The 25,859-nt window shown below is 66.1% G+C and carries 23 protein-coding genes; 14 read left to right on the top strand and 9 right to left on the bottom strand.

Features of this window, described 5'->3' with window-relative positions; all coding sequences use genetic code 11:
* Positions 1-95 precede the first annotated feature (95 nt).
* The 3 genes from JOE31_RS12900 to JOE31_RS12890 form a co-directional block, all read right to left on the bottom strand.
* Complete coding sequence (locus tag JOE31_RS12900) at positions 96-1,262, bottom strand: cytochrome P450 (RefSeq protein ID WP_209745065.1); 1,167 nt, start codon at positions 1,260-1,262, stop codon at positions 96-98.
* A 167-nt stretch (positions 1,263-1,429) separates the two neighbouring features.
* On the bottom strand, positions 1,430-2,830 hold the full coding sequence (locus JOE31_RS12895) for an EAL domain-containing protein (protein WP_209745063.1): 1,401 nt from the start codon (positions 2,828-2,830) through the stop codon (positions 1,430-1,432).
* Between the two features lie 541 nt (positions 2,831-3,371).
* Entirely contained in the window at positions 3,372-4,031 is a 660-nt protein-coding gene (locus tag JOE31_RS12890) for an MSMEG_4193 family putative phosphomutase (protein WP_209745061.1), read from the bottom strand.
* A gap of 138 nt (positions 4,032-4,169) precedes the next feature.
* On the opposite strand from JOE31_RS12890, the gene JOE31_RS12885 reads away from it, so the two are divergent.
* The 4 genes from JOE31_RS12885 (at position 4,170) to JOE31_RS12870 (ending at position 9,506) form a co-directional block, all read left to right on the top strand.
* Positions 4,170-5,558, top strand: coding sequence for a sigma 54-interacting transcriptional regulator (locus tag JOE31_RS12885; protein WP_209745059.1), 1,389 nt, complete (start codon positions 4,170-4,172; stop codon positions 5,556-5,558).
* 27 nt (positions 5,559-5,585) lie between these two features.
* On the top strand, positions 5,586-7,586 hold the full coding sequence (locus JOE31_RS12880) for a VWA domain-containing protein (RefSeq protein ID WP_209745057.1): 2,001 nt from the start codon (positions 5,586-5,588) through the stop codon (positions 7,584-7,586).
* 79 nt (positions 7,587-7,665) lie between these two features.
* Positions 7,666-8,331: a GntR family transcriptional regulator gene (locus JOE31_RS12875; protein WP_209745055.1), complete on the top strand. Its 666-nt coding sequence runs from the start codon at positions 7,666-7,668 to the stop codon at positions 8,329-8,331.
* Entirely contained in the window at positions 8,328-9,506 is a 1,179-nt protein-coding gene (locus JOE31_RS12870) for an MFS transporter (RefSeq protein ID WP_209745052.1), read from the top strand. Before JOE31_RS12875 ends, JOE31_RS12870 begins: the two co-directional genes overlap by 4 nt.
* A gap of 472 nt (positions 9,507-9,978) precedes the next feature.
* On the opposite strand, the gene JOE31_RS12865 is transcribed toward JOE31_RS12870, so the two are convergent.
* Complete coding sequence (locus JOE31_RS12865; protein ID WP_209745049.1) at positions 9,979-10,707, bottom strand: CDP-alcohol phosphatidyltransferase family protein; 729 nt, start codon at positions 10,705-10,707, stop codon at positions 9,979-9,981.
* Between the two features lie 75 nt (positions 10,708-10,782).
* On the bottom strand, positions 10,783-11,256 hold the full coding sequence (locus tag JOE31_RS12860) for a GNAT family N-acetyltransferase (RefSeq protein WP_209745046.1): 474 nt from the start codon (positions 11,254-11,256) through the stop codon (positions 10,783-10,785).
* A gap of 230 nt (positions 11,257-11,486) precedes the next feature.
* Here JOE31_RS12860 and JOE31_RS12855 point away from each other — a divergent pair, with 230 nt between their 5' ends.
* The 10 genes from JOE31_RS12855 to JOE31_RS12810 all read left to right on the top strand — a co-directional run bounded on the left by JOE31_RS12855 (position 11,487) and on the right by JOE31_RS12810 (position 20,972).
* On the top strand, positions 11,487-12,071 hold the full coding sequence (locus tag JOE31_RS12855) for an adenylate kinase (RefSeq protein ID WP_209748409.1): 585 nt from the start codon (positions 11,487-11,489) through the stop codon (positions 12,069-12,071).
* A 357-nt stretch (positions 12,072-12,428) separates the two neighbouring features.
* Positions 12,429-13,487 carry an acyltransferase gene (locus tag JOE31_RS12850; RefSeq protein ID WP_245199169.1) on the top strand — a complete coding sequence of 353 codons (1,059 nt, stop codon included), beginning with the start codon at positions 12,429-12,431 and terminating at the stop codon, positions 13,485-13,487.
* A gap of 157 nt (positions 13,488-13,644) precedes the next feature.
* The gene (locus JOE31_RS12845; protein WP_209745043.1) at positions 13,645-13,848 is read left to right on the top strand and encodes a hypothetical protein; all 204 of its coding nucleotides are present in this window, start codon (positions 13,645-13,647) and stop codon (positions 13,846-13,848) included.
* Positions 13,849-13,986: 138 nt separating this feature from the next.
* Entirely contained in the window at positions 13,987-14,391 is a 405-nt protein-coding gene (locus JOE31_RS12840) for a GNAT family N-acetyltransferase (RefSeq protein ID WP_209748405.1), read from the top strand.
* Between the two features lie 58 nt (positions 14,392-14,449).
* Positions 14,450-15,388 (top strand): 5'-3' exonuclease, encoded by a 939-nt coding sequence (locus JOE31_RS12835; RefSeq protein ID WP_209745041.1) that lies wholly within the window; start codon positions 14,450-14,452, stop codon positions 15,386-15,388.
* A 53-nt stretch (positions 15,389-15,441) separates the two neighbouring features.
* Positions 15,442-15,906, top strand: a complete 465-nt coding sequence (locus JOE31_RS12830) for a GatB/YqeY domain-containing protein (protein WP_209745038.1) — start codon at positions 15,442-15,444, stop codon at positions 15,904-15,906.
* Positions 15,907-16,019: 113 nt separating this feature from the next.
* On the top strand, positions 16,020-17,279 hold the full coding sequence (locus tag JOE31_RS12825; protein WP_209748403.1) for an MFS transporter: 1,260 nt from the start codon (positions 16,020-16,022) through the stop codon (positions 17,277-17,279).
* A gap of 111 nt (positions 17,280-17,390) precedes the next feature.
* The gene (ggt, locus tag JOE31_RS12820; protein WP_209745035.1) at positions 17,391-19,232 is read left to right on the top strand and encodes a gamma-glutamyltransferase; all 1,842 of its coding nucleotides are present in this window, start codon (positions 17,391-17,393) and stop codon (positions 19,230-19,232) included.
* Positions 19,233-19,504: 272 nt separating this feature from the next.
* Positions 19,505-19,885: a VOC family protein gene (locus JOE31_RS12815; protein WP_011691855.1), complete on the top strand. Its 381-nt coding sequence runs from the start codon at positions 19,505-19,507 to the stop codon at positions 19,883-19,885.
* A gap of 118 nt (positions 19,886-20,003) precedes the next feature.
* Positions 20,004-20,972 (top strand): D-2-hydroxyacid dehydrogenase family protein, encoded by a 969-nt coding sequence (locus JOE31_RS12810; RefSeq protein WP_209745031.1) that lies wholly within the window; start codon positions 20,004-20,006, stop codon positions 20,970-20,972.
* 14 nt (positions 20,973-20,986) lie between these two features.
* Here JOE31_RS12810 and JOE31_RS12805 read toward each other — a convergent pair whose 3' ends face one another.
* The 4 genes from JOE31_RS12805 to JOE31_RS12790 form a co-directional block, all read right to left on the bottom strand.
* Positions 20,987-22,141 carry a glycerate kinase gene (locus JOE31_RS12805; RefSeq protein WP_209745028.1) on the bottom strand — a complete coding sequence of 385 codons (1,155 nt, stop codon included), beginning with the start codon at positions 22,139-22,141 and terminating at the stop codon, positions 20,987-20,989.
* Position 22,142: 1 nt separating this feature from the next.
* Complete coding sequence (gene dctA, locus JOE31_RS12800) at positions 22,143-23,615, bottom strand: C4-dicarboxylate transporter DctA (protein ID WP_209745025.1); 1,473 nt, start codon at positions 23,613-23,615, stop codon at positions 22,143-22,145.
* Positions 23,616-23,754: 139 nt separating this feature from the next.
* Positions 23,755-24,852 (bottom strand): tartrate dehydrogenase, encoded by a 1,098-nt coding sequence (locus JOE31_RS12795; RefSeq protein WP_209745022.1) that lies wholly within the window; start codon positions 24,850-24,852, stop codon positions 23,755-23,757.
* Between the two features lie 116 nt (positions 24,853-24,968).
* Positions 24,969-25,856 carry a LysR family transcriptional regulator gene (locus JOE31_RS12790; protein ID WP_209745019.1) on the bottom strand — a complete coding sequence of 296 codons (888 nt, stop codon included), beginning with the start codon at positions 25,854-25,856 and terminating at the stop codon, positions 24,969-24,971.
* Positions 25,857-25,859 lie beyond the last annotated feature (3 nt).

Below are 25,859 nucleotides of genomic sequence, written 5' to 3'. Positions count from 1 at the left end.
CATGGGCGCGTTCGAAGAGCCATGCCCCTCGAACGCTAAAGCTCGGACCCTAAATCAGGGGTATCCTGTCGGTGCGGGGCCAGGGCAGCTGGCGGTCAGGCTGCCTGCCAGCTCGCAGGCAGCGCTTTCAGCCCGTAGACGATGGTGCTGTCCATCCGTTCCAGGCGCGCTCCCGGGGCGAGCGCCAGTCCAGGCAGCCGGGACAGGGTGGCATCCAATGCGATCCTTGCCTCGAGCCTTGCAAGCGGCGCACCGAGGCAGAAGTGGACGCCGTGCCCGAATGCCAGATGACGGATCTGGCCCCGGTCGACGTCGAACTCGGCAGGGCGTTGAAATTGCCGCTCGTCGCGGTTTGCGGAACCGATCCACGCCACTACCGGTGCGCCGGCCGGTATCTGAACGTCGCCCAGGGTGGTGTCGGCGACCGTCACCCGGTACATGGACTGGACAGGGGACCGAAAGCGAAGCACTTCTTCGATGGCCTGAGGGAGCAAGGCCGGCTCCTTCACCAACCGATCGATAGTGCCGGGCACCTCGGTAAAGCAAAGGACCGCGTTGCCTATCAGGTTTGTGGTTGTTTCGTTGCCGGCGACGAGCAGCAGGGCGCAGAAGCCCAGCAGTTCAGCCACGTTCAGTTTCTGCCCGTCAATCTCAGCGCCGAGCAGGTTGCTGATCAAGTCATCGCCCGGCCGCCTCCGTCGCTGTTCGATGAGGTCCAGGAAGTACCCGGTCATTTCCCGGTTAGTTGCCTGGTGGTCTTCCGTCGTCGTATTGCTCCGAGTCTGGCTGACGATGACGTCGGACCACTGCTTGAAGCGGTCCCGGTCATCGGCGGGGATACCCATGAGTTCGGAGATCACGATAACCGGCAGCGGGTACGCCAACTCCTCGATCAGGTCGGCGCCACCGCGGGAAGCGATCCCGTCCAGAAGCATTTCCGTGAGTTCCGAGATACGGGGAGCAAGCGCGTCCACGGCTTTTGGCGTGAACGCCTGGGTCACGAGGGAGCGTAATTGCCGGTGCCTCGGCGGGTCCGTGGTGATCAGGCTCGAGGCGAACAGCTGGCCTGCCTCCGAGGGATCGTCTCCGCCCATCCGGGAAGAAAATGTGGCGTGTTCGGACAGCACCCGCTGCACGTCGTCATACCTGAAGACATGCCAACTTCCCGATTGCTCGTCGTGGAAGACTGGTGCGGCTTCCCTCATTCGCTCGTAATGGGGGAAAGGATTCAGCGGGTGCTCATTGGCTGCGGCGAAATCCATGGCTGGCCTCTCTGCTCAGCCTGAGTGTAGCCGAAGCGCGTTCTGGCGTCAGTAGGTAAGCGGCCGCTTCGCCCTCGAAAAGGAAGCTTTCCCGTATTGCACGAGGAGTACGACGGCGGCGACCTCACCATCGTGCTCGGGCCGGTTCGCGCACGTGACAGGGGCCGCTAGCCGGGCCGCGTGTGCTTGTCCCACCGCGCCCAGTCGCGTGGTTCGAGGGTCGGCCTGCCGAGGAAGTATCCCTGACCGGCCGTCATGCCGAGTGAAGTGACGGCCTCCAGCTCCGCAGCGGTTTCAATGCCCTCTGCGACCAGGAGGGCGGCTGTCTCGGCTGCGAACCCGACCATGGCGGCCCCCAAAGCGCGGTGGCTCGGGTCCGAATCGATATCCCGGATGATGGCGCGGTCGAGTTTGATGAGGTCCGGCTTGAGTTGGACGATGTGCTGCATGGAGGCGAATCCTGCCCCGGCGTCATCGATGGCCACCCGCACGCCTGAACTCCGCAGCGGCTCAAGCACGCCCAGCAGTTGCCCGTAGTCGTCCACCTTTTGGCGTTCTGTCACTTCGATAACCAGCCGCGAAGGGTGGATGTCGCCCTGCGAGATCGCCTCGAGGACCCGAGGGTCCAGGCACACGCCCGGGGAGAGGTTGATGGCGAGGTAGATATCCCGGGGAAGCCTGGCCGCGGTGCGCAGCGCAGTGCGCAAGGCGAGGAGTTCCAGGTCTGCCTCCATACCGACGGAGGCAGCCTGCATGAACCAGGCCTCGGTGGTGGTGCCATCGGACAGGGGAAAGCGACTCAAGGCTTCGGCGCCGACGACGTTCCCGCTGCTGAGGCATTGGATCGGCTGGAAGGCTGTGACGATGCCGTGGCCGGGCACCAGGGCTGTGACGCGCTCCCGGATCTGTTCCGCGGCACCGTCTGAGGAGGAGGGGTTGTCAATGGCCCGGGCGGTGCCCTCGAAACCTGTCCCCGTTCCGTCCGCGCCGTAGACTGTTTGGCCGGCAACTTCCATCAGCACCCGGCTGCCGTCCCGGTGCCGGCAGACAAGGACCAGGCCGGTGAAGGTGGACTCATCCTCGACGACCGGTTGCGATTTGAGGGCCGCTGCAAGGTCTGCGGGATCCAGGACCAGGCCGATGGGACTGCCTACCAGCTCTGATGGGCTGTAGCCGGTAAGCTGCTCGCACATCGGACTTGAAAACGTGATCGTCCCGGTAGCGTCGACGGCCCAGAGCCATTCGCGGCTCGTCCGCATCATTTTTTCGATGTATCCGGAAGATTCCGACGCCTGGGCGCGCTCCCGCTTTCGTTGCTGGTACAGCTGGAGGGCCGCGAAGACGACAATGGGCAGCAGCGAGAGCGCCACAATATCCAGCGCCCAGAGCCGACCAGCGGTCCCGCCGCGGATGTCCGGCGCGAACAGCGAGGGAATTCGCACCGCGAGGGCAAGCACCACCTCTGCCAGGACCACCAGGGCAAGCCAGCACCCGGCCGGGATCCTGCGGAGGCCGGCCGGAAGAACTTCACGGATGCGCCGCAGCAGCTGCCCCGTTCCCGGCGTCACCGCCCCACGGTTCCTGGCCTTCCCCGTTACGGGGTCCGGCATTTACATGCCATAAGCACCGGCGAACGACTGATCACGAGACCCCCCTCTGCTGGACAGTTGCGGTCATCATGCCACAAGTCCCTCATTTTCTGGAGGACGACAGCCCGCCCCGCCGGTCTTTGCATCCTGTGGCAGCGGAACCGGGGCTCCCGCGCAGCCTTGCATACCGGCATCAGGGGCCCGCCAAAGCTGTCTTACGGCTGTGGCGGGGAATGTTGAATCAATCAGCTCCGAACCTGAAAGCAGGACCCATGCGACGTTCCCGCCGCGCCGTTCTCTCCTCATCCGCACTCGCCTTGGCCCCAGCCCTCGCCGGGTCTGGTCCGGACACGAGTGCCGTGAACCGTCAGCGATGTCGTGGATAAGGGCGCCGGGAACAGGTGTGCGGGCAAAGTCCCAGATCACGGTGCGGAGTTTGAAAGCGGCGGAGAAGCACAGCCCGTGGTCGATGCGCCACTCCCGCGCGGACACCGGCTGCCCCCTGTCACGACGCCCCCTGTCACGACGCCCTCAGCCCGCTCAACGGCTCCAACGTCGAATTCACCGTCAGCACCGCCGGTGACTTGCCCTCCACATACGAGATGACCGATACGGAACCCGGGTTGATGACGATCCTCTGGAAGTGGTCCAGCTGCGTGCCCAAGGCGTGGGCAACGGCGGCTTTGATCGGGTCGGCATGGGAGAAGCAGACGACGACGCCCCCGGAGTGTGCGGCGCACAGCACCTCCAGCGCTCCGACGATCCTCGCCTGCATCTCCGCGAAGCTCTCCCCGTTCGGAAAGCGGAAGGCCGACGGGCTGTGCTGCACGGTCTGCCACTGCGGCAATCCCGCCAGCTCGGCGAGCGCGGCTCCGGTCCACTCGCCGAAGTCGCACTCGATCAGGCCGGAGTTCTCGTTAACCCCGAGCCCGGTGCGGGCTGCCGTGGGCTCTGCAGTCTCACGCGTACGCTCCAGCGGCGATGAGTAGATGGCGTCAACGGCAAGACCTGCGAGCCGGTCCGCGACCCGTTCCGCTTGGGCCCGCCCACGTTCGGACAGGTGCAGTCCCGGGGCGCGGCCGGGCAGCACCATCCCCGTGGTGGGCGTCTCTCCGTGGCGCACCAGAAGAAGGAGGGTGCTCAGCGGCGCCGATGGCGCCGACGGAGTTGCTGCTGTCATCACCCTCCAGCGTATCGCTCACCTGCTGCCCCGTGTCCGGCAAGCCCGGCCCAGGCCGTGCTCGTGCCGCGCGCACGTGCGCGGGAACTTTGCCGAAGTCCCTCGATACATCGCGCATCCGGGGACTACGGTAGAGGAGTGAGTGATCGTCCCGATATCTTCACCGTTGGTGAACTGCGTGCAGCAGGCCATGTCCTCAAGGATCTGCGTCACGAGATCCGCGGCAACCTGCTTGCCGCCCTTGCCGCCGGCCGTGATCCGTGGCCCGGGATGTACGGTTTCAGCCGGACCGTTCTTCCCCAACTCGAGCGTGCCCTGATCGCCGGCCACGACGTCGTCCTGCTCGGCGAGCGGGGCCAGGGAAAAACACGCCTCCTGCGCACCCTCGTGGGGCTGCTCGACGAGTGGTCCCCGGTGATCGAGGGTTCCGAGCTGAACGAACACCCCTTCGAACCAATCACGGAACAATCCCGCGCCCGTGTGCTCACCGAGGGGGACCGGCTGCGGGTGTCGTGGCGCCACCGCTCGGAACGGTACGTCGAGAAGCTCGCCACGCCCGACACCTCCGTTGCCGACCTCATCGGCGACGTCGACCCGATGCGGGTGGCTGAAGGCCGCCGGCTCGGGGACCCGGAAACCATCCACTACGGACTCGTCCCGCGCTCCAACCGCGGCATCATCGCCATCAACGAATTGCCGGACCTTGCCGAGCGGATCCAGGTCGCGATGCTCAACGTGATGGAGGAGCGCGATATCCAGATCCGCGGCTATGTGCTGCGGCTGCCGCTGGATGTGCTCGTAGTCGCCTCCGCCAACCCGGAGGACTACACCAACCGCGGCCGGATCATCACGCCCCTGAAGGACCGCTTCGGCGCCGAGATCCGGACCCACTATCCGATAGAGCTGGAGGACGAGGTATCCGTCATCCGGCAGGAGGGGCGGCTGATGGCCGACGTCCCGCCCGTCATCCTTGAGATCCTGGCCCGCTACACCCGCGCGCTGCGGCAGTCCCCGGCCATCAACCAGACCTCCGGAGTCTCGGCGCGGTTCGCCATCGCGGGCGCCGAAACAGTCGCCGCTGCGGCCCTACGGCGTGCCAGCGTCCGCGGCGAGGACCAGGCAGTTGCGCGGATCATCGACCTGGAGACCGCAGTCGAGGTCCTGACGGGCAAGATTGAATTCGAATCCGGTGAGGAGGGGCGCGAACAGTCGGTCCTCGACCACCTCCTTCGCACGGCCACGGCCGAAGCCGTTCGGGCGCACTTCCATGGCCTGGACCTCGGTCCGCTCGTGGCAGCACTCGACGGCCATCGGACTGTGACAACGGGCGAACACGTCACCGCACGGGAGTTCCTTGAAAACCTCCCGTCCCTTGGCTCATCCGGCCTCTACGACGAGATCAGCGGGCGCCTGGGCGCCAGGAACGACGGACAGCGCGCCGCCGCAATCGAACTTGCATTGGAAGGTCTTTACCTCGCCCGGCGGATCTCCAAGGAGTCCGACGACGAGGAGACGGTCTACGGCTAGGAACCAGGGCTACGGATAGGCGGCATCATGGGTGTGCACAGCTCAAGATACGGCCGGTACAGGGGAGGGCCCGATCCGCTCGCCCCGCCGGTCGACCTGGCGGAGGCGCTCGACGCGATAGCCGAGGACGTCATGGCCGGATACTCGCCCCGGCACGCCCTGCAGGAGTACCTGCGGCGCGGCGGCCGTAACCGTGAAGGGCTCGACGACCTCGCAGGCCGCGTTCAACAGCGCCGCAGCGAACTTCTGGGCCGCCACCGGCTGGACGGCACCCTCAGCGAAGTGCAAAAGCTGCTCGATACTGCGGTGCTTGAGGAGCGCAAGCAGCTCGCCCGCGACCCCATGATGGACAACACAGACCGTGCTTTCAGGGAGATGCAGCTGCAGAACCTGCCGAAGTCCACCGCGGCAGCGGTCAACGAGCTCGCTTCCTATGACTGGCAGTTAGGCACCGCCCGGGAAGCCTACGAGCGGATCAAGGATCTGCTGGGGCGTGAGGTCCTCGACCAGCGGTTCGCCGGCATGAAACAGGCCCTCGAAGGCGCCACCGATGAGGACCGCGCGGCGGTCAGCGAGATGCTGCAGGACCTCAACGAGCTCCTCGACAAACACCGGCGCGGCGAGGATACGGAGGCGGACTTCCAGGAGTTCATGGCGAGGCACGGCCACTTCTTTCCGGAGAACCCGCAATCCGTCGGGGAGCTGATCGACGCACTCGCCCAGCGCGCGGCCGCCGCTCAACGGCTCCTGCAGTCCATGTCCGCCGAGCAGCGTGATGAGCTGATGCGGCTGTCTGCGCAGGCATTCGGCTCGCCCGAACTCATGTCCCAGCTCGGTCAACTCGACGACACCCTGCGCGCTCTGCGCCCGGGGGAGGACTGGACCGGCTCCGAACGCTTTGAAGGTCAGGAGGGACTCGGGCTGGGCGACGGCACCGGCGTGCTCCAGGACATCGCCGAACTCGACGAGCTGGCCGAGCAGCTCTCGCAGTCCTATAACGGCTCACGCCTTGATGACCTGGACCTTGACGCGCTGGCCCGCCAGCTCGGGCAGAATGCAGCAGTGACGGCCCGTACCCTCGCCGAGATCGAGCGCGCAATGCAGGACGGCGGCTACCTGCGGCGCGGCGCCGACGGCGACCTCCGCTTGTCCCCGCAGGCCATGCGGCGGCTCGGCAAGTCACTGTTGCGGGACACCGCCAGGCAGCTGTCCGGCCGGCAGGGGCGCCGGGACACGCGCGTCGCCGGGACAGCCGGAGAGCAGACCGGCTCCAGCCGTCAATGGGAGTTCGGGGACGCCGGGCCGTGGGACGTTACCCGCACCATGACAAACGCGATCCGCCGCACCATGGCCGGCGGCGGTGACCCGGGCCGAGGGGTGCGCCTCGAGGTGGACGATATCGAGGTCACGGAGACTGAGGCGCGCACCCAGGCCGCCGTCGTCCTGCTCGTCGACGTGTCGTTCTCGATGGCCGCCGAGGGGCGGTGGGTGCCGATGAAACGCACTGCACTTGCCTTGCACCATCTCGTCTCCACCCGGTTCCGCGGAGACCGGCTGCAGCTGATCACCTTCGGCCGGTACGCGCAGACCACGGACATCGGTGAGCTCACGGCCCTGGCATCGCGGCGGGAGCAGGGAACCAATCTCCATCACGGGTTGTTGCTGGCCAACCGCTTCTTCCGCCAGCATCCGTCGATGCAGCATGTCCTCCTTGTGGTGACTGATGGCGAGCCTACCGCACACCTGTTGCCGGACGGGGACTCCTGGTTCGATTACCCGCCGGACCCGGAGACCATCCGCGTCACGATCGCCGAGCTCGACCGTCTTGGCCGCGCAGGAACGCAGGCCACGTTCTTCCGGCTGGGTAATGACCCCGGGCTCGAGCGGTTCGTCCAGCGCATGGTCCGCCGGATTGACGGCCGGGTTGTTGCGCCCGAGGCCGGGGACCTGGGGGCCGCCGTCGTGGGGGAATATCTCCGCGCCCATTTCCGCGGCCGCCCCTTCGACGACGCCGACTGGGCCTCGTAGGACCGAATTCCGCTCGTCACCGTCGTCAAAGTACATACTTGTATATTTGTATACAAGTACACGCGGGCGGAGTTCGTAAGTGGTGGAATCACAGTCCCGGAACACTGGAGCGCATCTGGTCTACGGGGAGCTAAAACGCCGGATCCTCAGTTTGGAGCTGAAGCCGGGGGAGCGGATCTATGAACCGGCAATGGCGGCGGCGCTGCAGGTAAGCCGGACGCCGCTGCGGGAGGCTATCCGGCGGCTGATCTCGGAAAGTCTGCTGGAGCAGCAACCCACGGGAGGCGTGGTCGTCCCGATCCTGGACGAAGGAGTGATCGCAGAGCTGTACGGCGTACGCGCCGCCCTGGAGTCCCTGATGGCCCGGGAGGCATGCGGCAAGGCGACGCCGGCCGACATTGCAAACCTGGAGGGGATCGTGGAACGCAATGCGGCTATGGTGAAGTTCGCCGACGAGGCCATGAAGTACGGAATGTTGCTGCACACCTCAATCGCGGCCATTGCCGGAAATTCCTGGGCCCAGAGGTTTCATGACCAGGTCTCCAACCAGATGGAGCGCTACCGCCACTTCACCAACAGCACGCAGGAGCGCCGAGACCAGGCGCTCGCCGAACACCGCGTCCTGGTGGATGCCGTTGCCTCGGGCAAGCCGGAAGCGGCTGCCAAGATCGCTTTCGACCATGTCGTCGGCGCCCGGGACGCAGCGGTGCGCGCCGTCTCCGGCAACGCATCCGTCATCCTGTGATCGGCGAACTGGGCCGCCGTTCGGCGCTGGCACTTCTCCTTCATTCGACGCTGATTCAGGCGGTGACCTTCCTGGTCCGGCCGGCAACCACCTACCGGGCGCTTGAGCTGGATGTGCCGGGATATGCCCTCGGCGTCCTCGCGGCCAGCTACGCCGTCTTTCCCTTACTGCTGGCTGTCCCCACGGGCGCCCTCGTGGACCGGTTAGGCGAGCGGCAGCTCATGGTGATCGGATCCGCCGTCGTGCTTGGCTGTTCCATTTTCCTGCTGTTCTGGGGGACCTCAGTCCCCGCGTTGGTTATCGGTACGGCGCTGCTTGGCGCAGGCCAGCTGGCATGTGTGGTGGGGCAGCAGGCAGTCGTCGCGAACAATGCCGTGGCGTCAGGGCTTGACTCCGCGTTCGGATACCTGACCTTCGCTGCGTCCTTGGGCCAGGCGCTCGGCCCGCTGGCAATCTCCGTGGTGGGCGGAACCTCCGTACGCCCGGACACGCAGGCGATTTTCTTCCTCTCGGCCGGCATGAGCCTGGTTCTCTTCCTCACCGCCTTCCTCATCTCGACGAAGGCCGCCGGAAGGAAGTCCGCTGTCACAGCAACGGACGGCTCGCAGGGAAGTGTTGCATCACTGCTCAGGACGCCGGGGCTGGTCCGGGCGCTGGCTACAAGCGCCACGGTGCTGGCGGTGGTTGACCTGACCGTGGTCTACCTGCCGGCACTCGGGACGGAGCGCGGGTTCAGCGCGGCCACGGTGGGCCTCATGCTCGCAGTTCGGGCCGGGTTCTCGATGGTTTCGAGGCTGGGGCTCGGGCGCATGTCCCGGAGATTCGGACGGGGGCGGCTTATGGTTTCAAGCCTCGCTCTCTCCACCGTTGCACTGGCCGTTGCCGCGATTCCGATGCCGGAGTGGCTGCTCTTCGTGGTGATGGCAGGGCTGGGCCTGGGGCTGGGCATCGGACAGCCGCTGACCATGTCCTGGCTTTCGGCCCAGGCCCCGGACGGCCAGCGCGGAAAGGCCCTGGCCCTGCGGCTTGCCGGGAACAGGGTGGGCCAGGTGGTCCTGCCCAGCGCCATCGGGGTTGTGGCGGCTGGGCTCGGGGCGGCCGGGGTGTTCCTGGCGTCAGCGGTTGTTGTGGGCGGAACGCTCCTGCTGGTCCGCGGCGTGCGCCTGGACGACTAGCAAGCGGAAGTGCGTTGACGTTGTTTTGCGGACGTCTGGGACGCTCCGGCGGCCGGGGTCAGATCCTGAAAAACGTCATGCCTCGGTCCTCCCGGGGACCCGGGACCGGCGCGGACCGAGGAGCCTGGCGACCGCGCCCAGACAGGCCACGATGACAATGGCGTTCCATCCAGGGGACAATTCGACCGCCATGGCACCGCCTGCAGCACTGCTGCTGGTCGTAAACACCCCCGGCAGAGTCACAGGTGTGGACGTCACGAATGAGAATGCCGCGATAACCACGCACAATATGAATGCGAGCACGACACCGCTCACGACTCCGTCAATAACCATGAGCGACTTCCGCGGAATGTGGTTCATGACGACCTCCCCCTGTTAACGCTTCCTATCCGAGGATACGGGAGGCGGTTTCTCACCGGTGAGGGTTTGGTGTGCCCGCCGCGCATGAAAGGGCGTCAGCGACGCCCTACCGCTAATACGGGTGGGTGCGGGGTCGATGGCGGCGGCGTTCCAGCTCGACGACGTCGCGGCCGAAGGAGAAGATGAGCAGCGGAAGAGCCAGTGCGGGCGCAGCGGCTGCAACGGCGGGCGGGATACCCGGGGTCAGTGCAAGAAGCAGCGCGAACGGCTGGAAGGCCCCGATTGCCTTGCGCGCAGCGCTGGGCGGAAGCGGGCCACGAAGGTGGGGCCGGAGGCGGCCAGCCGCCACAAATACGTAGTACAGCGCACCGATGCAGAGGGTCCAGAATCCGACGACCGCGCACGTTGCAACAGACAGAACGAGCACCAGGGCGGCGTCGGTAGCGGCATCGAGGCGCGCCCCGGCCGTCGAGGCTGTCCCTGTGCGACGGGCGACGAAACCGTCCACGGCGTCGAGAAGGAAGGCCACGGAACCCACGACGACGAGGAGCTGGTCCGGACGCTGCCCGCTGACCAGCGCCGGAACGGCCAATACCCCGCAAAGGGCCACGAGGACTGCCCGCAGCAGGGTTACCCGGTCGGCGGCCGTGGAAAAGCGGGGAGTGCGTCGTATGACGGAGATGGCGGCGGCTCCAATGACCACGGCGCCGGCGCCCAGGCCCACGGACTGAAGCCCGATACCGGGGGAGTGCAACGTGGAGAGCCATATTCCCGCCACCCCGTACGCGGCAACAGCGGCCGTCGCGTCGGCCGCTGCACGCCCTGCCGTCCTGGTTTCCATGAGCCACCTCGCCGTCATGCTAGCAGGCGGCGGGAGCTGCAGTGGGAGCGGTGGCAGCCGGTGCTGGCTGACGGCTCAGAGGCGGAGTTCCATGAAGACGCTGTTCGGATCCAGGGCGTAGCCGGCAAAGGGCGGACACTCTGTGAATCCGTTGCGGACGTAAAGGCGCCGGGCTGGAGCGAAATACTCCTCTGTTCCCGTCTCGAGGTAAAGGCGCCCGTAGTCCCGGCTTCGGGCTTCGTCCACGATATGTCTGAGCATCAGGGTGGCGACGCCGCGTCCGCGTGCGCTTGCCGTGGTGCGCATGGACTTGATTTCGCCGTGCTTTGCCGGGCCGGACCGGGAATCGAGGAGTTTGAGCGCGCCACACCCGAGGAGTTCACCTTCCTCGCGGGCCGTCCAGAATGTGATTGAGGGTCCGGAGAGGGCTGAGTGGTCCAGAGCGTGCACACTTTCGGCCGGTGATGTGGCGAACATGTCCGCCAGGTGCTCGCTCAGGAGCCGGTGGACGTCCGCGCGCGCGGGGTCGTCCTGGTCAATGTGAATCATCACCCCAAATTTACCGGTCGTTCCTCGTCATATGCCAAGCCGGCGCCCCCGCTCACTGCACCAGCACTACCGGTAACAGCACAAATGGCCAGAGTGCGGCGGCGGGGATCCTCCGCCGTCGTACCCTGCTTTCAGGCACCGATGCAGCCCGGCCGCAACCTCCGGAGCAGTCGCATCGGGCCAGGACGAAGACGTCCATATAACCAGCAAAGGAACAGTGAATGACGAGAATGCTGATTATTGGTCCGCCCGGTTCCGGCAAGGGAACCCAGGCGGAACGCATTTCGGAACGCCTCGGCGTAGTGGCGATCTCAACCGGCGACATCTTCCGGGCCAACGTCAAGGGCGGGACCCCGCTCGGTGTCGAGGCCCGGAAGTACATGGATAACGGAGACTTCGTGCCGGACAGCGTCACGAATGAAATGGTGCGGAGCCGCCTCAGCCAGGACGACGCCAAAGCGGGATTCCTGCTGGACGGCTACCCGCGCACCGTGGCGCAGGTGGACTACCTCGACGGAATCCTCGCGTCCGGCGACCAGAAGCTCGGCGTGGTCCTCCAGCTGACGGCTGACGATGAGGAACTGGTCTACCGCCTGCTGGGCCGGGCCAGGGAAACCGGCCGGAGCGACGACAACGAAAGCGTCATCCGCCACCGGCTGGACCTGTACCACCAGCAGACGGAGGCCGTGGTGGCCAGGTATGCCGGCCGCGGTATCCTCGCGCAGGTGGACGGGATCGGCGGAATCGAGGAGGTCACGGAGAGGGTTCTGGGCAGCATCGATGACCTGCTCGGGGTGCCGGTCCGCGGACAGTAGGACAGCAAAGGCGGGAAGGCGACGGCGGTACGTGCCGCCGTCGCCCTCCCGCCTTTTGCGCCCCGGACCTGCTGCCGCGGCACCGAATACGGCGTTGAGGGGCTCAACGCCTACCTGAGCTACAAATCCATTCACCGGAAGGTGTAGGACCGCCGGGGTCAGGTTTCATTCAGCCGGGGCGGGGACAATTGGACGAGGCGCGGCGCCCGGGGTCACCGCTGGCGCGCGCAATCGAAATCACCCAGACGGAACTGCGGAGGTCATTTGGCGTTGCTAGTTGATGGAACAGTAAGGACGGCTGCCGGGCCAACCGCCGGGCAGAGCGCCGGGCCAACCGCCGGGCAAAGGCTGGATGGTTTGGACGTCCTCCGCGGTGCGGCCGTTGGTGCGGTCCTGCTGGGACATTCGTGGCCAGGGGTATTTCAGGGTGCCGGCATTGTCGGCGTGATTGTCTTCTTCGTGCTGAGCGGTTACCTGATCACAGGGGTGCTGCTGAGGGACATCGAACGGCACCGCAAAGTCCGCTACGGCCGCTTCTATGCGCACCGGGCCTTCCGGCTGTTACCGGCGCTCATTGCCTTCCTTGGGGTCTATGCCATCGTTGAACTGACGTCGGACGTGTTGGGGGACCGATCGAAGGGCATCATCGGCTATACCCTCCTCGCCGGTTTCGGCTACCTGAAGGACCTGCCGCTGCCTTTTGACGTGAGCATGGCAATCGGACCGCTCTGGACGCTGGCGGTGGAGGAACAGTTCTACCTGATCTGGCCGGCACTGCTGGTGGTCGCGCTGCGCAGGAACCTCCAGGGACGGCTGATCGGCTGGTCCGCCGCCGTGGTCTTTTCCCTGATGACGGCGAGCGTCCTGGCCATGCTGATCCTGGCTCCGCACCTTCACTCCCTCGTCTACGCCCTTCCCACGACGTGGGGCCTCGGGCTGATCATCGGCTCGGGACTGCGCCTCTACAGGGTCCGGATGTTCAGCTGGTTCTCAGGCCGGCGGCCCAGGAGTCTGGCCCTGCCGGGTGCGGTCCTTGTCCTCGCAGCCCTGGTGTTCTTTCCCAAGGCCAACGAGTCGCCGGCCTTCTTCTTCGTCGGAGGTCCGCTGGCCATGGCTGCCGCGGCCGTTCTGGTGGTGCTGGCCGCCTCCCGTTCGCACATGATGCCCCGGTGGACGCGCCCGCTGCAGATGCTGGGGACTGTTTCCTACGCGACGTATCTCTGGAACTATGTGGTCATTCTCTGGCTCAACGGCGGATCCACAGCCGACTTGCCGCCGCTGGTAGCTGTGTCGGCAATCCTGCTGACGCTGATTGTGGCGGTCATCAGCTGGTACACCGTCGAGAAGCTGGGGCGCGTGGGTCGAATCCGCTTCGACAGGTACTGCGAGGCCAGGGCCGGCGCGGCGTCCCGATGAGGTCACATCGAGTACGTCGCCGGGGCGCAGTGGTGCAGCGGGGAGAGGCCGGCAGGCCTGGCCGGCGCGGCACTCTGGCCCGTCTTGTACCGGCCAGCCCCGTCCTTGGAGACAGGTGCGGGGAGTAGGGTTTGCCATAGTCGACGAAGGAGTCAACATGAGCTACAAATACCGAACCGTCAGGGTTCGCGGTACCGAACTGGTGGGAACGATTGCCCGGAAGCATGGCGGTGCGCCCGAAATCTACGAAACGTCCAAGGATGCAAGCACATCGGTGGTTCCGGTGTTCTTCGAGGCGACGGGCGAGGTCCGCTTTTTCGACCGGTCAATGCTGGAGGATGTCGTGACGCCGGCCGGCTAGCCGCGAAAGCCGAGGAAATAAGCCAGGGTGGACGCCTGCCGTAGTGCCGTGCATGATGAAGCCGTGACTTCTGATGACCCAGCCAACCTCGAGGTGCCACGCCGGGCAACTTCGGCCGATGCAGCGGCTGTGGCCCAAATGCTCCACGATTTCAACACCGAGTTCGGAACGCCCAGCCCGGGCACTGGCGAACTGGAGTCGCGGCTCTCCCACCTGTTGTCGGGGGAGGACGTGGTGGTGCTGCTCGCCGGCGAGCCGCCAACCGGCCTTGCCGTGCTGAGTTTCCGGCCGAATGTCTGGTACCCGGGGCCGGTCGCGATCCTGGACGAACTCTACGTCCGTCCGGGCCGGCGGGGCCGTCGCCAGGGCAGCGCCCTGCTCGCCGCGTCATGCGAGCTGGTACGGGGCCGTGGCGGCGCACTGCTCGAAATCAACGTCGACGGCGAGGATACGGATGCCCGCCGGTTCTATGAGGCTCGCGGGTTCACCAACACCGAACCGAACGGCACGGAGCCAATGCTGTATTACTACCGGGAGCTCTGAAGGGCAGCCCGGGCCCAAGCGGATTCTCAACGGAGTACATCCGTGTCAGGATCAGGGTATGTCCCCTCGCCTGATGCTCCTCGACACCGCGTCGCTGTACTTCCGCGCCTTCTACGGGGTGCCCGACACGATCCGCCGCGTCGACGGCACCCCGGTGAACGCCGTTCGCGGCCTGCTCGACATGATCGCGCGGCTCACCACGGATTACGAAGCGACGCATCTCATTGCCTGTTGGGACGATGATTGGCGCCCGCAGTGGCGTGTCGACCTCATTCCCAGCTACAAGTCGCACCGGGTCGCGGAGGTGGTGGCCGGTGGCCCCGACGTGGAGGTGGTGCCGGACGCGCTGGAGGCGCAGATCCCGATGATCCGCCGCGTGCTCGAGCTCGCCGGTATCGCCGTCGTGGGGGCTACTGAGCATGAGGCCGACGACGTCGTCGGCAGCTATGCCAGCCACGCCGGCTTGCCGGTGGACGTGGTCACGGGTGACCGCGATCTCTTCCAGGTCGTCAGCGACGACCGCGAGGTGCGCGTTATCTACACCGCGCGCGGCATGAAGAACCTTGAAGTTGTCACTGACGCGGTAATCGTCGGCAAGTACCGCGTGCTGCCCGAGCAGTACGCCGATTACGCCGTCCTTCGGGGCGACACCTCCGACGGCCTGCCGGGCGTCGCCGGCATCGGCGAGAAGACCGCTGCCTCACTGCTCGGGGAGTACGGCACGCTCGAGATGCTGCTCGAAGCGGCGACCGACCCGGACAGCGGGCTGTCCGCATCGGTGCGGTCGAAGCTCGCTGCGGCAACGGACTACCTCAACGTCGCACCCGCAGTCGTGAATGTCGTGAGGGACCTCGGGCTGCCGACGCTCGAAGACGCGGGCGCCCGGCTGGACCCGGTGGCCGGCGGTTCGCGCGCCGAACTGGAGCGTCTTGCCACCGAATGGAACCTCGGAGGTTCGGTCAGGAGGCTCCTCGAAGCGCTCGATCGACGGGATTAGGGAACGCCGCGACCGGGGGACAATGGAAGCAAAGCCAACGAAACGAGAACACCATGACCACGCTCAAAGAACGCCTCCATGGCGACGTTGTGATCCACATGAAAGACCGGAACAAGGTGGCGCTCACTACGGTGCGCAACGTCCTCGGCGAGATCGAAACACGCGAGAAGTCGGGCAAGACCCCGATCGAACTGGACGACGCCCAGGTAACCGGCCTGCTCCAGAAGGAAGCGGTCAAGCGCCGGGATACGGCGAAGATCTACACCGAAGCCGGCGAGGCTGAGCGCGCCGCCGCGGAAATCGCCGAAGCCGAGGTCATCGAGGCCTACCTGCCCAAAGCCCTGACAAGGGATGAAGTGGAAGCCATTGTCGACGAGGCGATCGCCGGGCTCAAGGCCGACGGCCAGGAGCCGTCCATAAGGCAGATGGGCGCCGTGATGAAGCCGGTCACCGCCAAGGTTGCGGGGCGGTTTGACGGCAAGACCGTCAGTGAGATCGTTCGGAGCCGTCTAGCCTGACGCCGCCGGGCCGTCTGCCCCCCGATCCCAACGTGTTTGCTCTGGTGCGCACAGACTAACCGGACGAGAATGGGCTCGTGCTCCTACCTCGCCCTAGCGGCGACGTCAACGCGATGAGCGTCGGCGCCCGAAAGATCCAGCGCATCTATCTGACGTTGACGCTGGGCAATACCGTTGCTGCGTCGTTTATCTGGGGCATCAACACGCTTTTTCTGCTGGATGCCGGGCTCAGCAACCTGGAGGCCTTTGCCGCCAACGCCTTTTTCACAGTGGGCATGGTGCTGTTCGAAGTGCCCACCGGAGTGGTTGCGGATGGTTGGGGGCGCCGCGTCTCATTCCTCCTCGGCACGGTGACCCTCGCCGTCTCCACCTACTTCTACTATCTGCTCTGGCAGCTGGCGGCCCCCTTCTGGTGGTGGGCACTGGTGTCGGTCCTACTGGGCCTGGGCTTCACCTTCTTCTCGGGTGCCGTGGAAGCTTGGCTCGTTGACGCCTTGCGCTTCGAGGGCTATGAAGGCGGAATGGAGGCGGTGCTGGGCCGCGGGGTGATGGTTTCCGGGGTCGCGATGCTCGTCGGCTCGGTGGCCGGAGGCGTCATCGCCCAGTTCACCAACCTCGGCGTCCCGTTCCTGATCCGTGTGGGCGTACTGTTGGCCATGTTCGCGGTGGCGTTTCGCCTGATGCACGACGTCGGCTTCACCCCCGAGCGCTCGGCCCGCCCGCTGCAGGCGGTCCGTAGCGTACTCGCCGCGTCCATCGAGAACGGTTTGAAGAACCCGCCCGTGCGCTACGTGATGCTGGCCGGGCCGTTCAGTGCCGGCGTCGGGATCTATGTGTTCTATGCGCTGCAGCCCTACCTCCTCGAGCTCTTCGGCAACCCGCGCGCCTACTCCGTGGCGGGGCTCGCGGCGGCAGTTGTGGCCGGGGCCGAAGTGCTCGGTGGCTGGCTGGCGCCCCGGATCCGGCGTCTTTTCCGCAAGCGCACCACCGTGTTGATCATCAGCTTCGGACTCGCCGCAGTGATTTTGGTGGTGCTCGGGTTCACCCACGTGTTCTGGGCAGCCCTGCTGCTGCTGACCCTCTGGGCAGTGGTGGACGCCGCGGGCGTGCCCGTGCGGCAGGCCTACCTGAACGACATGATCGCTTCGAAGCAGCGGGCCACCGTGCTGAGCTTCGATTCACTCATTGGTTCAAGCGGCGGCGTGGTGGTCCAGCCGCTGCTCGGCCGGGCGGCCGACGCCTATGGCTACGCTGCCTCGCTGGCGATCGGCGGCGTGATCCAGCTGGTCTCGGTGCCGTTCCTGTTGGCGAGCCGCCGGCAGGGATCACCGGCCGATTCAGCCAACACCTCCAGAGACAAGACGGAGCTGTGAACGCCCGCCTGGCGTACCGCACCCCGCAAGGCATTTAGTGTTGAGTGTCACTCCGGGGCGGAGTAACGTGACCATCACCCCACTCCGCACCACCCTGACTCGGGAGCAACCATGCCTAAGGTGAGACGTCGAATTGCCGCCATCACGGCGGCCCTGGCCATGAGCGTTACGAGCGGGGCGGTGATGAGCCCCGCTTTTGCAGATCCTCGGGAAACTGAAAAGAACCCGACCGCCACAGGCTACGGCGGCGCAGTCAGCACTGTGGACCCCGAGGCCTCCGCGGCGGCGATCGAGGTGCTGCGCAAGGGCGGCAACGCTGCGGACGCCGCGGTGGCCGCCGCCGCGACCCTGGGGGTGACCGAGCCGTACAGCGCCGGAATCGGCGGTGGCGGCTACTTTGTTTTCTACGACGCGAAGACCGGCGAGGTCGGCACCATCGACGGCCGTGAAACGGCACCGGAAGCGATGCCCGGCGATGCGTTCATCGACCCCACGACAAGCAAGCCCTACAACTTCACGCCCGAGCTCGTCACGAGTGGCGTATCAGTCGGCGTCCCGGGCACGCCGGCCACCTGGGAGCGCGCGCTCGAGCGCTGGGGCACGCTGGATCTTGGTGACGCCCTGAAGCCCGCCATCAAGGTTGCGACCCGCGGATTTGTGGTGGACGAGACGTTCCGCCAGCAGACTCTCGACAACAAAGACCGCTTTGCAGCCTTCACATCCACCAGCGACCTGTTCCTCCCGGGCGGCGACGCTCCCGCCGTCGGCAGCGTGTTCCAGAACCATGACCTGGCCGCGACGTATCGCCTCCTCGCCAAAAAGGGCACTGACGCCTTCTACGGCGGCGCGCTCGCGGAGGAGATCGTCTCCGCGGTGAAGGCCCCGCCGAAGACGGCCACCACGGCGCTGCCTGTTCCGGTCGGCTTCATGGAGACGGAGGACCTGGCAGCTTACGAAGCCCTGGACCAGGATCCCACGCACGTGGAGTACCGGGGACTGGACGTGTACGGCATGGCGCCGTCGAGCAGTGGCGGCACCACCGTTGGCGAAGCGCTGAATATCCTGGCACCCTTCAACCTTTCGGAGATGGGCACGCCTGACGGCAAGAACCCGGCCGCCCTGCACCACTACCTCGAGGCGAGCGCGCTGGCCTTTGCGGACCGCGGCAAGTACGTGGGCGACCCCGCTTTCGTGGACGTCCCCACCGAGGAGCTGACTGATCCGCTGTTCGGCAAGGAGCGCGCATGCCAGATCAACCCGGCGGAGGCGGCCACGAAGCCCGTCGCCCCGGGAGACATCGCGTCCTACGGCGGCGCGTGCCCGGCCGCCGCTGCGGCGCCCGCCGACGAGAAGGATACTGAGAACATCTCCACCACGAACATGACGGTCGCGGACAAGTGGGGCAACGTGGTGGAGTACACGCTCACCATCGAGCAGACCGGCGGCTCCGGAATCGTGGTGCCCGGCCGCGGGTTCCTGCTCAACAACGAGCTGACCGATTTCTCCACCGTGTACAACCAGGACGACCCCAACCGGATCCAGGCCGGGAAGCGCCCGCGCTCCTCGATGTCGCCGACCATCATCCTGAAAGACGGTGATCCGTTCCTGGCCCTCGGTTCCCCCGGCGGATCGACCATCATCACCACGGTCCTGCAGACCATCCTGAACCGGGTGGACCTGGGCATGGACATCTCCGAGGCAATCGCGGCGCCGCGTGCAGCGCAACGCAACACGGCTAGTATCAGCGCCGAGCAGGAGTTCATTGACGCCCATGCGTCGGACCTTGAGCCACTGGGTCATGTGTTCGCCAAGGCAGGGGATTCCTTCAGCTCGCTGCCGGAAATTGGTGCTGCGACTGCCATCGAGTTCAAGCCGGACGGGCGCATGGTGGCCGCTGCTGAACCGGTGAGGCGCGGTGGCGGCTCAGCGATGGTGGTTAAGCCGTCACGGTGAGTGGTATCTAAGGAGGCCAGCGGCGGGAGCGAATCCCGCCGTCGGCCTTCATTTCACTGCCTATATCCGCGAGGCCGAAGTGCGGCCATAATGACGATATGAACGCGGGGGAGACCCCTGGGCCGGCCGTGACAAGCTGCGACGAGGCCTCCCCGGCAACCGTCCCGGTGCACCGCCAACGGCCGGGAGCCGGCGCGAGCCGGCATAGCCGCCCCGCAGGCGCCGCCTTCGGGGCGGGCATCTCGATCGCTTCAAAATCAGGAGAATTCGACATGCTCAAGGAACGTGAAATCGCCGCGGTCCTCCCTGCCAAGGACATCGCCCGGGCACGTGGCTTCTATCGTGACGTCGTGGGTCTGGACGACCCCGAGGTCATGGACGACGAGAATGTGATGTACCGCTGCGGCAATGGAACAACTTTCCTGCTGTACCAGACGGACAACGCGGGCACCGCAAAGAACACTCAGATGGGCTGGATGACGGACAACATCGAAGCCGAGGTCGAGGAACTGCGGGGACGCGGTGCCACTTTCGAGGAGTACGACTTCCCGGGGCTGAAAACTGAAAACGGCATCGCCACCAACGCCGTAGGCAAAGCCGCGTGGTTCCTGGATACGGAGGGCAACATCCTCAACATCTTCCAGCGCGCGTAACCGAACCGGTGGCCCCCGACATCCCAATGCGGGGCCACCCCTATGTTCACTCCGGTACGGCCTGTGACGGTAGCCTGACAGCAGTGACCGCACGCTGCCTACGCCGAAGGATCCGTACATGCGCCTCGCCATATTGGACGATTACCAGTCTGTCGCCCGGGATTACGCGCCCTGGGAGCAGCTTGCGGCCGACGGCGTCGACGTCACGTTCTTCACCGAGCCGTTCCGGGACGACGCGAGCACGGCGGCCGGCCTGCGCGGCATGGACATCATCATTGCCATGCGGGAACGGACTGCTTTCGGACGTGAGCGCCTGGCCCGACTGCCTGATCTGAAACTGCTGGTGACCACCGGGATGGCGAACCAGTCCATTGATCTTCGGGCAGCAGAGGAGCAGGGCATCGTAGTGTGCGGGACAGGCGGCTCCCCGACCGCGGCACCGGAACTGACGTGGGGGCTGCTGCTCGCGCTTGCCCGCAGCATTCCGTTCGAAGACCGGAGCCTGCGGGAAGGCCGCTGGCAGTCCACCGTCGGCTTTGAGCTCGCCGGCAAGACCCTGGGAGTGCTGGGCCTGGGCAAAATCGGCCGCCGGGTTGCCGCGTACGGACAGGCGTTCGGGATGGACGTCATCGCATATAGTCCCAACCTCACCGACGAGGCCGCCGCACAGGCCGGCGTCCGAAAAGTCGGCAAGGAGGCACTCTTCCGGGATTCGGACGTGGTCTCGGTGCATGTGCGGCTCTCGGAACGCTCGCGGGGCGTCGTGGGCGAAGAGGAGCTCCGCCTCCTAGGGCCGCGGGGTGTGCTGGTCAACACCTCCCGCGGACCCCTGGTCGACGAAGATTCCCTCATCCGTGCACTGAACGAAGGCTGGATCGGCGGAGCCGCCCTGGACGTGTACGACCTGGAACCACTGCCCGCAGGCCACCGCCTATTGTCCGCACCACGGACCGTCCTGACACCGCACCTGGGCTACGTCACGGAGCAAAGCTACCGGGAGTTCTACGGCGGCGCTTTTGAGGATGTGCAGGCCTGGCTCCGCGGAGCTCCGATCCGGCTGCTGACGGCTGCTCCCGCTGACGGCTGAGGCGCACCCGGCCGCTACAGGAGGGCTGCGCCGATGTCCTGGCCGATCCGCCGGAGCAACGCTGCCGAAAGCCCGGGGTCCTTCGAAGAGTCCTGGTCGGTGTAGTCGGCCAGCGTGTAGACCCGGGCCAGGGCCATTTCCGGCCACCGCTCCGGCGGGAGGAGCGACCGCCCGGCGACAGCGATGACCGGCCGGGTTCCCGAGCGGCGGGCGACGGCGGCGGGCAGCTTCCCGGCCAGGGTCTGTTCGTCGATGCTTCCCTCGCCCGTGATGACGACGTCGCAGTGCTCCTTGCGGGAGTTGAAGTCCAGGAGATCCAGGAAGTAGTCCGCCCCGGACACCTGCTTTGCTCCCAGCAGCAGGCAGGCGTAGCCGATTCCTCCGGCACTTCCGGCCCCTTCGTGTTCCGCCAGCGGCGCGGCGTCCTCGACTCCGGCGTCTTCCATCTTGCGGACGAAGTGCGCCAGGCCCTTGTCGAGCAAAGCGACGTCGTCAGGTCCGGCACCCTTCTGGGGGCCGAAGACTGCCGGCGCGCCCTGGGCGCCGAGCAACGGATTGTGGACATCGCTGGCGACGATGAGCTCGGTGTCCGCCAGTTCGGGGAGTGCGGTCCGGTGGATGGAATGGATGCGGGCCAGCTCCCAGCCGCTGCCGCGGAGCCGGCGGCCGTCCGCGTCGTGGAAGCTGTATCCCAGGGCGGTGAGCATTCCCATCCCGCCGTCGGTGCTGGCGCTGCCGCCCAGGGCCAGCACGATGCGGGCCGGGTTCAGGGTGAGCGCGAACAGCACGGCCTCGCCGAAGCCGCGGCTTGAAGTGTCCAGGGGCTCCAGCCGGCCGTCCGGCAGCAGCCCGAGTCCGCAGGTGTTGGCGACCTCCACGACGGCGGTGACGCCGTCGAACGCGATACTGGCCTGGACGGGCTGTCCGGTAGGTCCGGCCACGGTGCAGTGGTGCCGGGTGAAGCCGGAGGCGACGGCGGCGTCGACGCTGCCGTCACCTCCGTCAGCCAGCGGCAGCAGTTCGCAATGGACCATCCCAACCCCCGCCCCGGCCGAGGCACGTAGCCCGGCCGCCAGGGCGTCGGCCACCTCGCCGGCAGTGAGGCTGCCTTTGAACTTGTCGGGAGCGATAAGCGTTCGCACGCTCTTCGGGGCGGTTGCGTTGGTCATGTCAGATGGATTCCGAGTAGGCGGGACGGCGGTCGGCAGCGTTCACGTCGGCAGTGTGCCTGGGCGCATGGTGGCCGTATTCGGTGAGGTCGTCGTCGAGGTCCGTGACTTCATCGAGCTGGATGGGGTCCTCGGCGGGCATAGGCTCAACGGTTTCGCCGGCGAAGACCCGGCGGGCGCGGTCGGCATCGAGGGTGCGGTCCCACCAGGCAATGAAGAGCGTTGCCACGGCGTTGCCGGTGAAGTTCACGAGGGCGCGGCATTCGGACATGAACTTGTCGATGCCGAAGATGAGCATGATGCCGGCGGCAGGGATGGTGCCGATCGTGGTCAGGGTCGCGGTCAGGGCGATGAAGCCGCCGCCGGCGACACCCGCCGCGCCTTTGGAGGTGAGGAGCATGACCGCAAGCAGGCCCAGTTGCTGGCCGATGGACAGGTCCGTGTTGGTGGCCTGGGCGATGTACAGGGCGGCAAGGGAGAGGTAGATGGCGGCGCCGTCGAGGTTGAAGCTGTAGCCGGTGGGGACGACGAGCCCGACCGTCTCCTTCTTGACGCCGGCGTGCTCAAGTTTGCGCACCAGCCCGGGGAGCGCAGGCTCGGCGGTGGAGGTGCCCAGGATGAGCATGTACTCCTCTTTGAGGTGCCTGATCATCGTGAAGATGTTCAGCTTCAGGAAGGCCATGACGGATCCCAGGACGACCACCACGAAGAGGATGGAGGTGACGTAGAACAGTGCTATCAGGCCGCCCATGCTGGTCAGCGAGGAGACGCCGTATTTACCGACGGCATAGGCCATGGCTCCGAAGGCCCCGATCGGGGCAGCTTTCATGATGAAGCCCAGGATCTTGAACATCACACCCGTCAGGCGCTGCACACCGTCCAGTACGGGAGCGCCAACCTTGCCCATGGCGTTCAGGGCGATGCCGAAGACCACGGCGATGAAGATGATCTGGAGGATGTCGCCTTCAACGAAGGGCCCGATGATGCTGTTGGGAATGATGTGGGTGAGGAACTGCCACCATTCCTGGTGTGCGCCCGCGTCGATGAGTTTGGCTGCCGAGTCGGACGTCTTGATGGTGCTGGCGTCGGCGTTGACGCCGTCGCCGAGGCGGAAAATATTGATGGCGACCAGTCCGAAGACCATGGCGAAAATGGTGCCGACCTGGAAGTACGTAAGGGCCTTCAGCCCGGTCATGCCGACCTTCTTGAGGTCCGCGACGCTGGCGATGCCGCCGACGATGGTCAGGAACACGATCGGGCCGATGAGCATCTTCATCGAGTTCACAAAGGTGGTGCCGATGGGTTCCATGGCGATGCCAACGGTCGGCGCGAGCCAGCCGACGACAATGCCGATAAGGATGGCGGTCAGTACCCAGAAGTACAGCTGCCGGTACCAGCGTGTCTTGGGTGCCGGTTTCTGAGCCGACGGCCTGCCGGCCGGGGCCGCAGCGCCGGCGCGGGTGATGTGTTCCATGATTCCTACCTCGTTGTGGAATGTAGCTGGAGGGCTTGATGGGGGTATGACGGAATGGACGGCGGCGGTGTGTTGATCCGCCGTCCATTCCTGGGGTATTCCTGGCGCCGGGACTGGCCCGGCGGGTCCGACTTCCTGGCTAGACGGCGGCCAGGGTGCGGGTAAGGGCGTTGATGATTGCTTCGGTGACGTCGTCCGTGGTGGCTTCGCCGCCCACGTCGCGGGTCAGGTGTCCGGCCCCGGTGGCCTGCTCGATTGCCGCCTCAACGAGGCGCGCTTCTTCATGCAGGCCGAAGTGGTCCAGCATCAGGGCGGCGCTTGCGATGGCTCCGATGGGGTTGCTGACGCCCTTGCCGGCGATGTCCGGGGCCGAGCCGTGGACCGGTTCGAACATGGAAGGGAAGCGGCGCTCCGGGTTCAGGTTCGCGCTTGCCGCCAGTCCCAGGCTGCCCGCGAGCGCCGAGCCGAGATCCGAGAGGATGTCGGCATTCAGGTTGGAGGCTACGACGACGGACAGGTCCTCGGGGTGCAGGATGAACTTGGCGCTCATGGCATCGACGAGGACGCTCTCCGTCTGCACGTCCGGGTAGTCCAGGGCGACCCGCTTGAAGGTCTCGTCCCAGAGGACCATGCCGTACTGCTGGGCGTTGGACTTGGTGACGGAGGAGACCTTCTTCACCGTGCGGGTCCGCGCGAGGTCGAAAGCGAACCGCATGATGCGCTCACAGCCTTTTTCGGTGAACAGGGCGGTCTGCAGTGCCACCTCGTTCCCGGGGCCCCGGCCGCTCAGGTTGCGTCCGCCGAGGCCGGCGTATTCACCCTCGCTGTTCTCGCGGACAACGATCCAGTCCAGCTCGGTATTGTCGGCCTTGCGGAGCGGGGACTGGATGCCCGGAAGGAACTTCACCGGCCGGATGTTGGCCCACTGGTCAAAGTTCTGCGTGATGTTCAGGCGCAGGCCCCAGAGGCTGATGTGGTCCGGAACGTTCTCCCAGCCCACGGCGCCGAAGTAGATGGCGTCAAAGGCCGTGAGGGCTTCCAGGCCCTTGGGGTCCATCATCTGGCCGGTCTTTTCGTAGTAGCCGCAGCCCCAGGGGAACTCGGTCCATTCAAAGGCGAACTTGCCGTTGGAGTTCTCTGCCAGGGCGTCCAGGACGCGGCGGCCTGCGGAGACAACTTCCTTGCCGACGCCGTCTGCGGGGATTGAAGCGATGCTGAATTTCCGGGTGGCGCTCATGTGCCTACCTCCTCGTTGAGTCTGTTAGCAGCGTCACACTGCCTTCCTCTTCAAGTAGACGGCCTGCCATCTGATCGCGTCCAAGACCAAGATCCGATCCGGCAAATAGGCTCAGCCTATTGGTTGGCATGCAGCTCGGCCACCGTCAGGAACGCCTTTGCGGCCGGCGTCAGGTCTTCCTTCCGGCTCAGGATTGCCACATCGAGGTACGACACGGGTTCGATGAGCACGGTGCGCAGCCCGGCTTTGTGCGCGGTCGGCGCCCAGGACGACGGCATCACCGCGTGCCCCACCCCGGCGAGCACCAGCGGCAGGATTGAGGTCCGGTGGGCGACCTCGACGACGATCTCCGCCGTCACGCCATGTGCCAATGCATCGTCCACCAGCCACCGCATCAGTGATCCGCGCTGGCTCGCGACCAGCCGGTGCCCGCCGAGGTCCTCCCGCTGGATGGCTATTCCCGGGCCGAAGGTGTCGGCCTGCGGGTTCACGATCAGGATCAGCGGCTGGCGCTCCAGCTCCAGGACCTGCACCCCCGGGACCCGGATGGGCGTTGAGGCACCGGCCAGGCCGATTTCGGTGCTGCCGCTCCGGACGGATTCGATGACTTCCTCGGGCGTGAACGCGGCACTGACGTTGAGCCGGACCGAGGGGTGCAGCCGGGTGAAGCCGGCGATCATCGAAGTCAGCGGCTCGATCCCGGGGGAGGGCATGGTGATGATGTCCAGCCGGCCGCTGCGCAGGCCCCGCAGTGCCTGCACGGCGGACTTGGCGGCATCAAGGTCCCGCATCACCAGGCGCGCCGGTCCAACCAGTTCCTTGCCCGCTTCGCTGAGGACTGCCCGGCGGCCGATGCGGTGGAAGAGCGGCACTCCGAGGTCCTTCTCCAGGCCGGCGATGGTCTGGGACAGCGACGGCTGGGCGATCAACAGATGCTCTGCCGCCCGGTTGAACCCGTCATGGTCAACAACGGCCAGAAAATACTTCAGCTTTCGTGTGTCCACTCC

It is taken from the genome of Arthrobacter sp. PvP023, assembly GCF_017832975.1.
GTDB lineage: Bacteria > Actinomycetota > Actinomycetes > Actinomycetales > Micrococcaceae > Arthrobacter.
Note: the sequence above shows the minus strand (reverse complement) of the source record. Positions and strands in the feature narration are given on the sequence as shown.

Excerpts from the sequence above, each read along its gene's own strand:
- JOE31_RS12865 (WP_209745049.1), bottom strand. The coding sequence starts at position 10,707 with ATGGAAACCAGGACGGCAGGGCGTGCAGCGGCCGACGCGACGGCCGCT.
- JOE31_RS12805 (WP_209745028.1), bottom strand. The coding sequence starts at position 22,141 with ATGACCAACGCAACCGCCCCGAAGAGCGTGCGAACGCTTATCGCTCCC.
- JOE31_RS12890 (WP_209745061.1), bottom strand. The coding sequence starts at position 4,031 with ATGACAGCAGCAACTCCGTCGGCGCCATCGGCGCCGCTGAGCACCCTC.
- JOE31_RS12860 (WP_209745046.1), bottom strand. The coding sequence starts at position 11,256 with ATGATTCACATTGACCAGGACGACCCCGCGCGCGCGGACGTCCACCGG.
- JOE31_RS12825 (WP_209748403.1), top strand. The coding sequence starts at position 16,020 with ATGAGCGTCGGCGCCCGAAAGATCCAGCGCATCTATCTGACGTTGACG.
- JOE31_RS12855 (WP_209748409.1), top strand. The coding sequence starts at position 11,487 with ATGCTGATTATTGGTCCGCCCGGTTCCGGCAAGGGAACCCAGGCGGAA.
- ggt (WP_209745035.1), top strand. The coding sequence starts at position 17,391 with ATGCCTAAGGTGAGACGTCGAATTGCCGCCATCACGGCGGCCCTGGCC.
- JOE31_RS12900 (WP_209745065.1), bottom strand. The coding sequence starts at position 1,262 with ATGGATTTCGCCGCAGCCAATGAGCACCCGCTGAATCCTTTCCCCCAT.
- JOE31_RS12835 (WP_209745041.1), top strand. The coding sequence starts at position 14,450 with ATGTCCCCTCGCCTGATGCTCCTCGACACCGCGTCGCTGTACTTCCGC.
- JOE31_RS12795 (WP_209745022.1), bottom strand. The coding sequence starts at position 24,852 with ATGAGCGCCACCCGGAAATTCAGCATCGCTTCAATCCCCGCAGACGGC.
- dctA (WP_209745025.1), bottom strand. The coding sequence starts at position 23,615 with ATGGAACACATCACCCGCGCCGGCGCTGCGGCCCCGGCCGGCAGGCCG.
- JOE31_RS12830 (WP_209745038.1), top strand. The coding sequence starts at position 15,442 with ATGACCACGCTCAAAGAACGCCTCCATGGCGACGTTGTGATCCACATG.
- JOE31_RS12815 (WP_011691855.1), top strand. The coding sequence starts at position 19,505 with ATGCTCAAGGAACGTGAAATCGCCGCGGTCCTCCCTGCCAAGGACATC.
- JOE31_RS12880 (WP_209745057.1), top strand. The coding sequence starts at position 5,586 with ATGGGTGTGCACAGCTCAAGATACGGCCGGTACAGGGGAGGGCCCGAT.
- JOE31_RS12845 (WP_209745043.1), top strand. The coding sequence starts at position 13,645 with ATGAGCTACAAATACCGAACCGTCAGGGTTCGCGGTACCGAACTGGTG.
- JOE31_RS12810 (WP_209745031.1), top strand. The coding sequence starts at position 20,004 with ATGCGCCTCGCCATATTGGACGATTACCAGTCTGTCGCCCGGGATTAC.
- JOE31_RS12840 (WP_209748405.1), top strand. The coding sequence starts at position 13,987 with ATGCTCCACGATTTCAACACCGAGTTCGGAACGCCCAGCCCGGGCACT.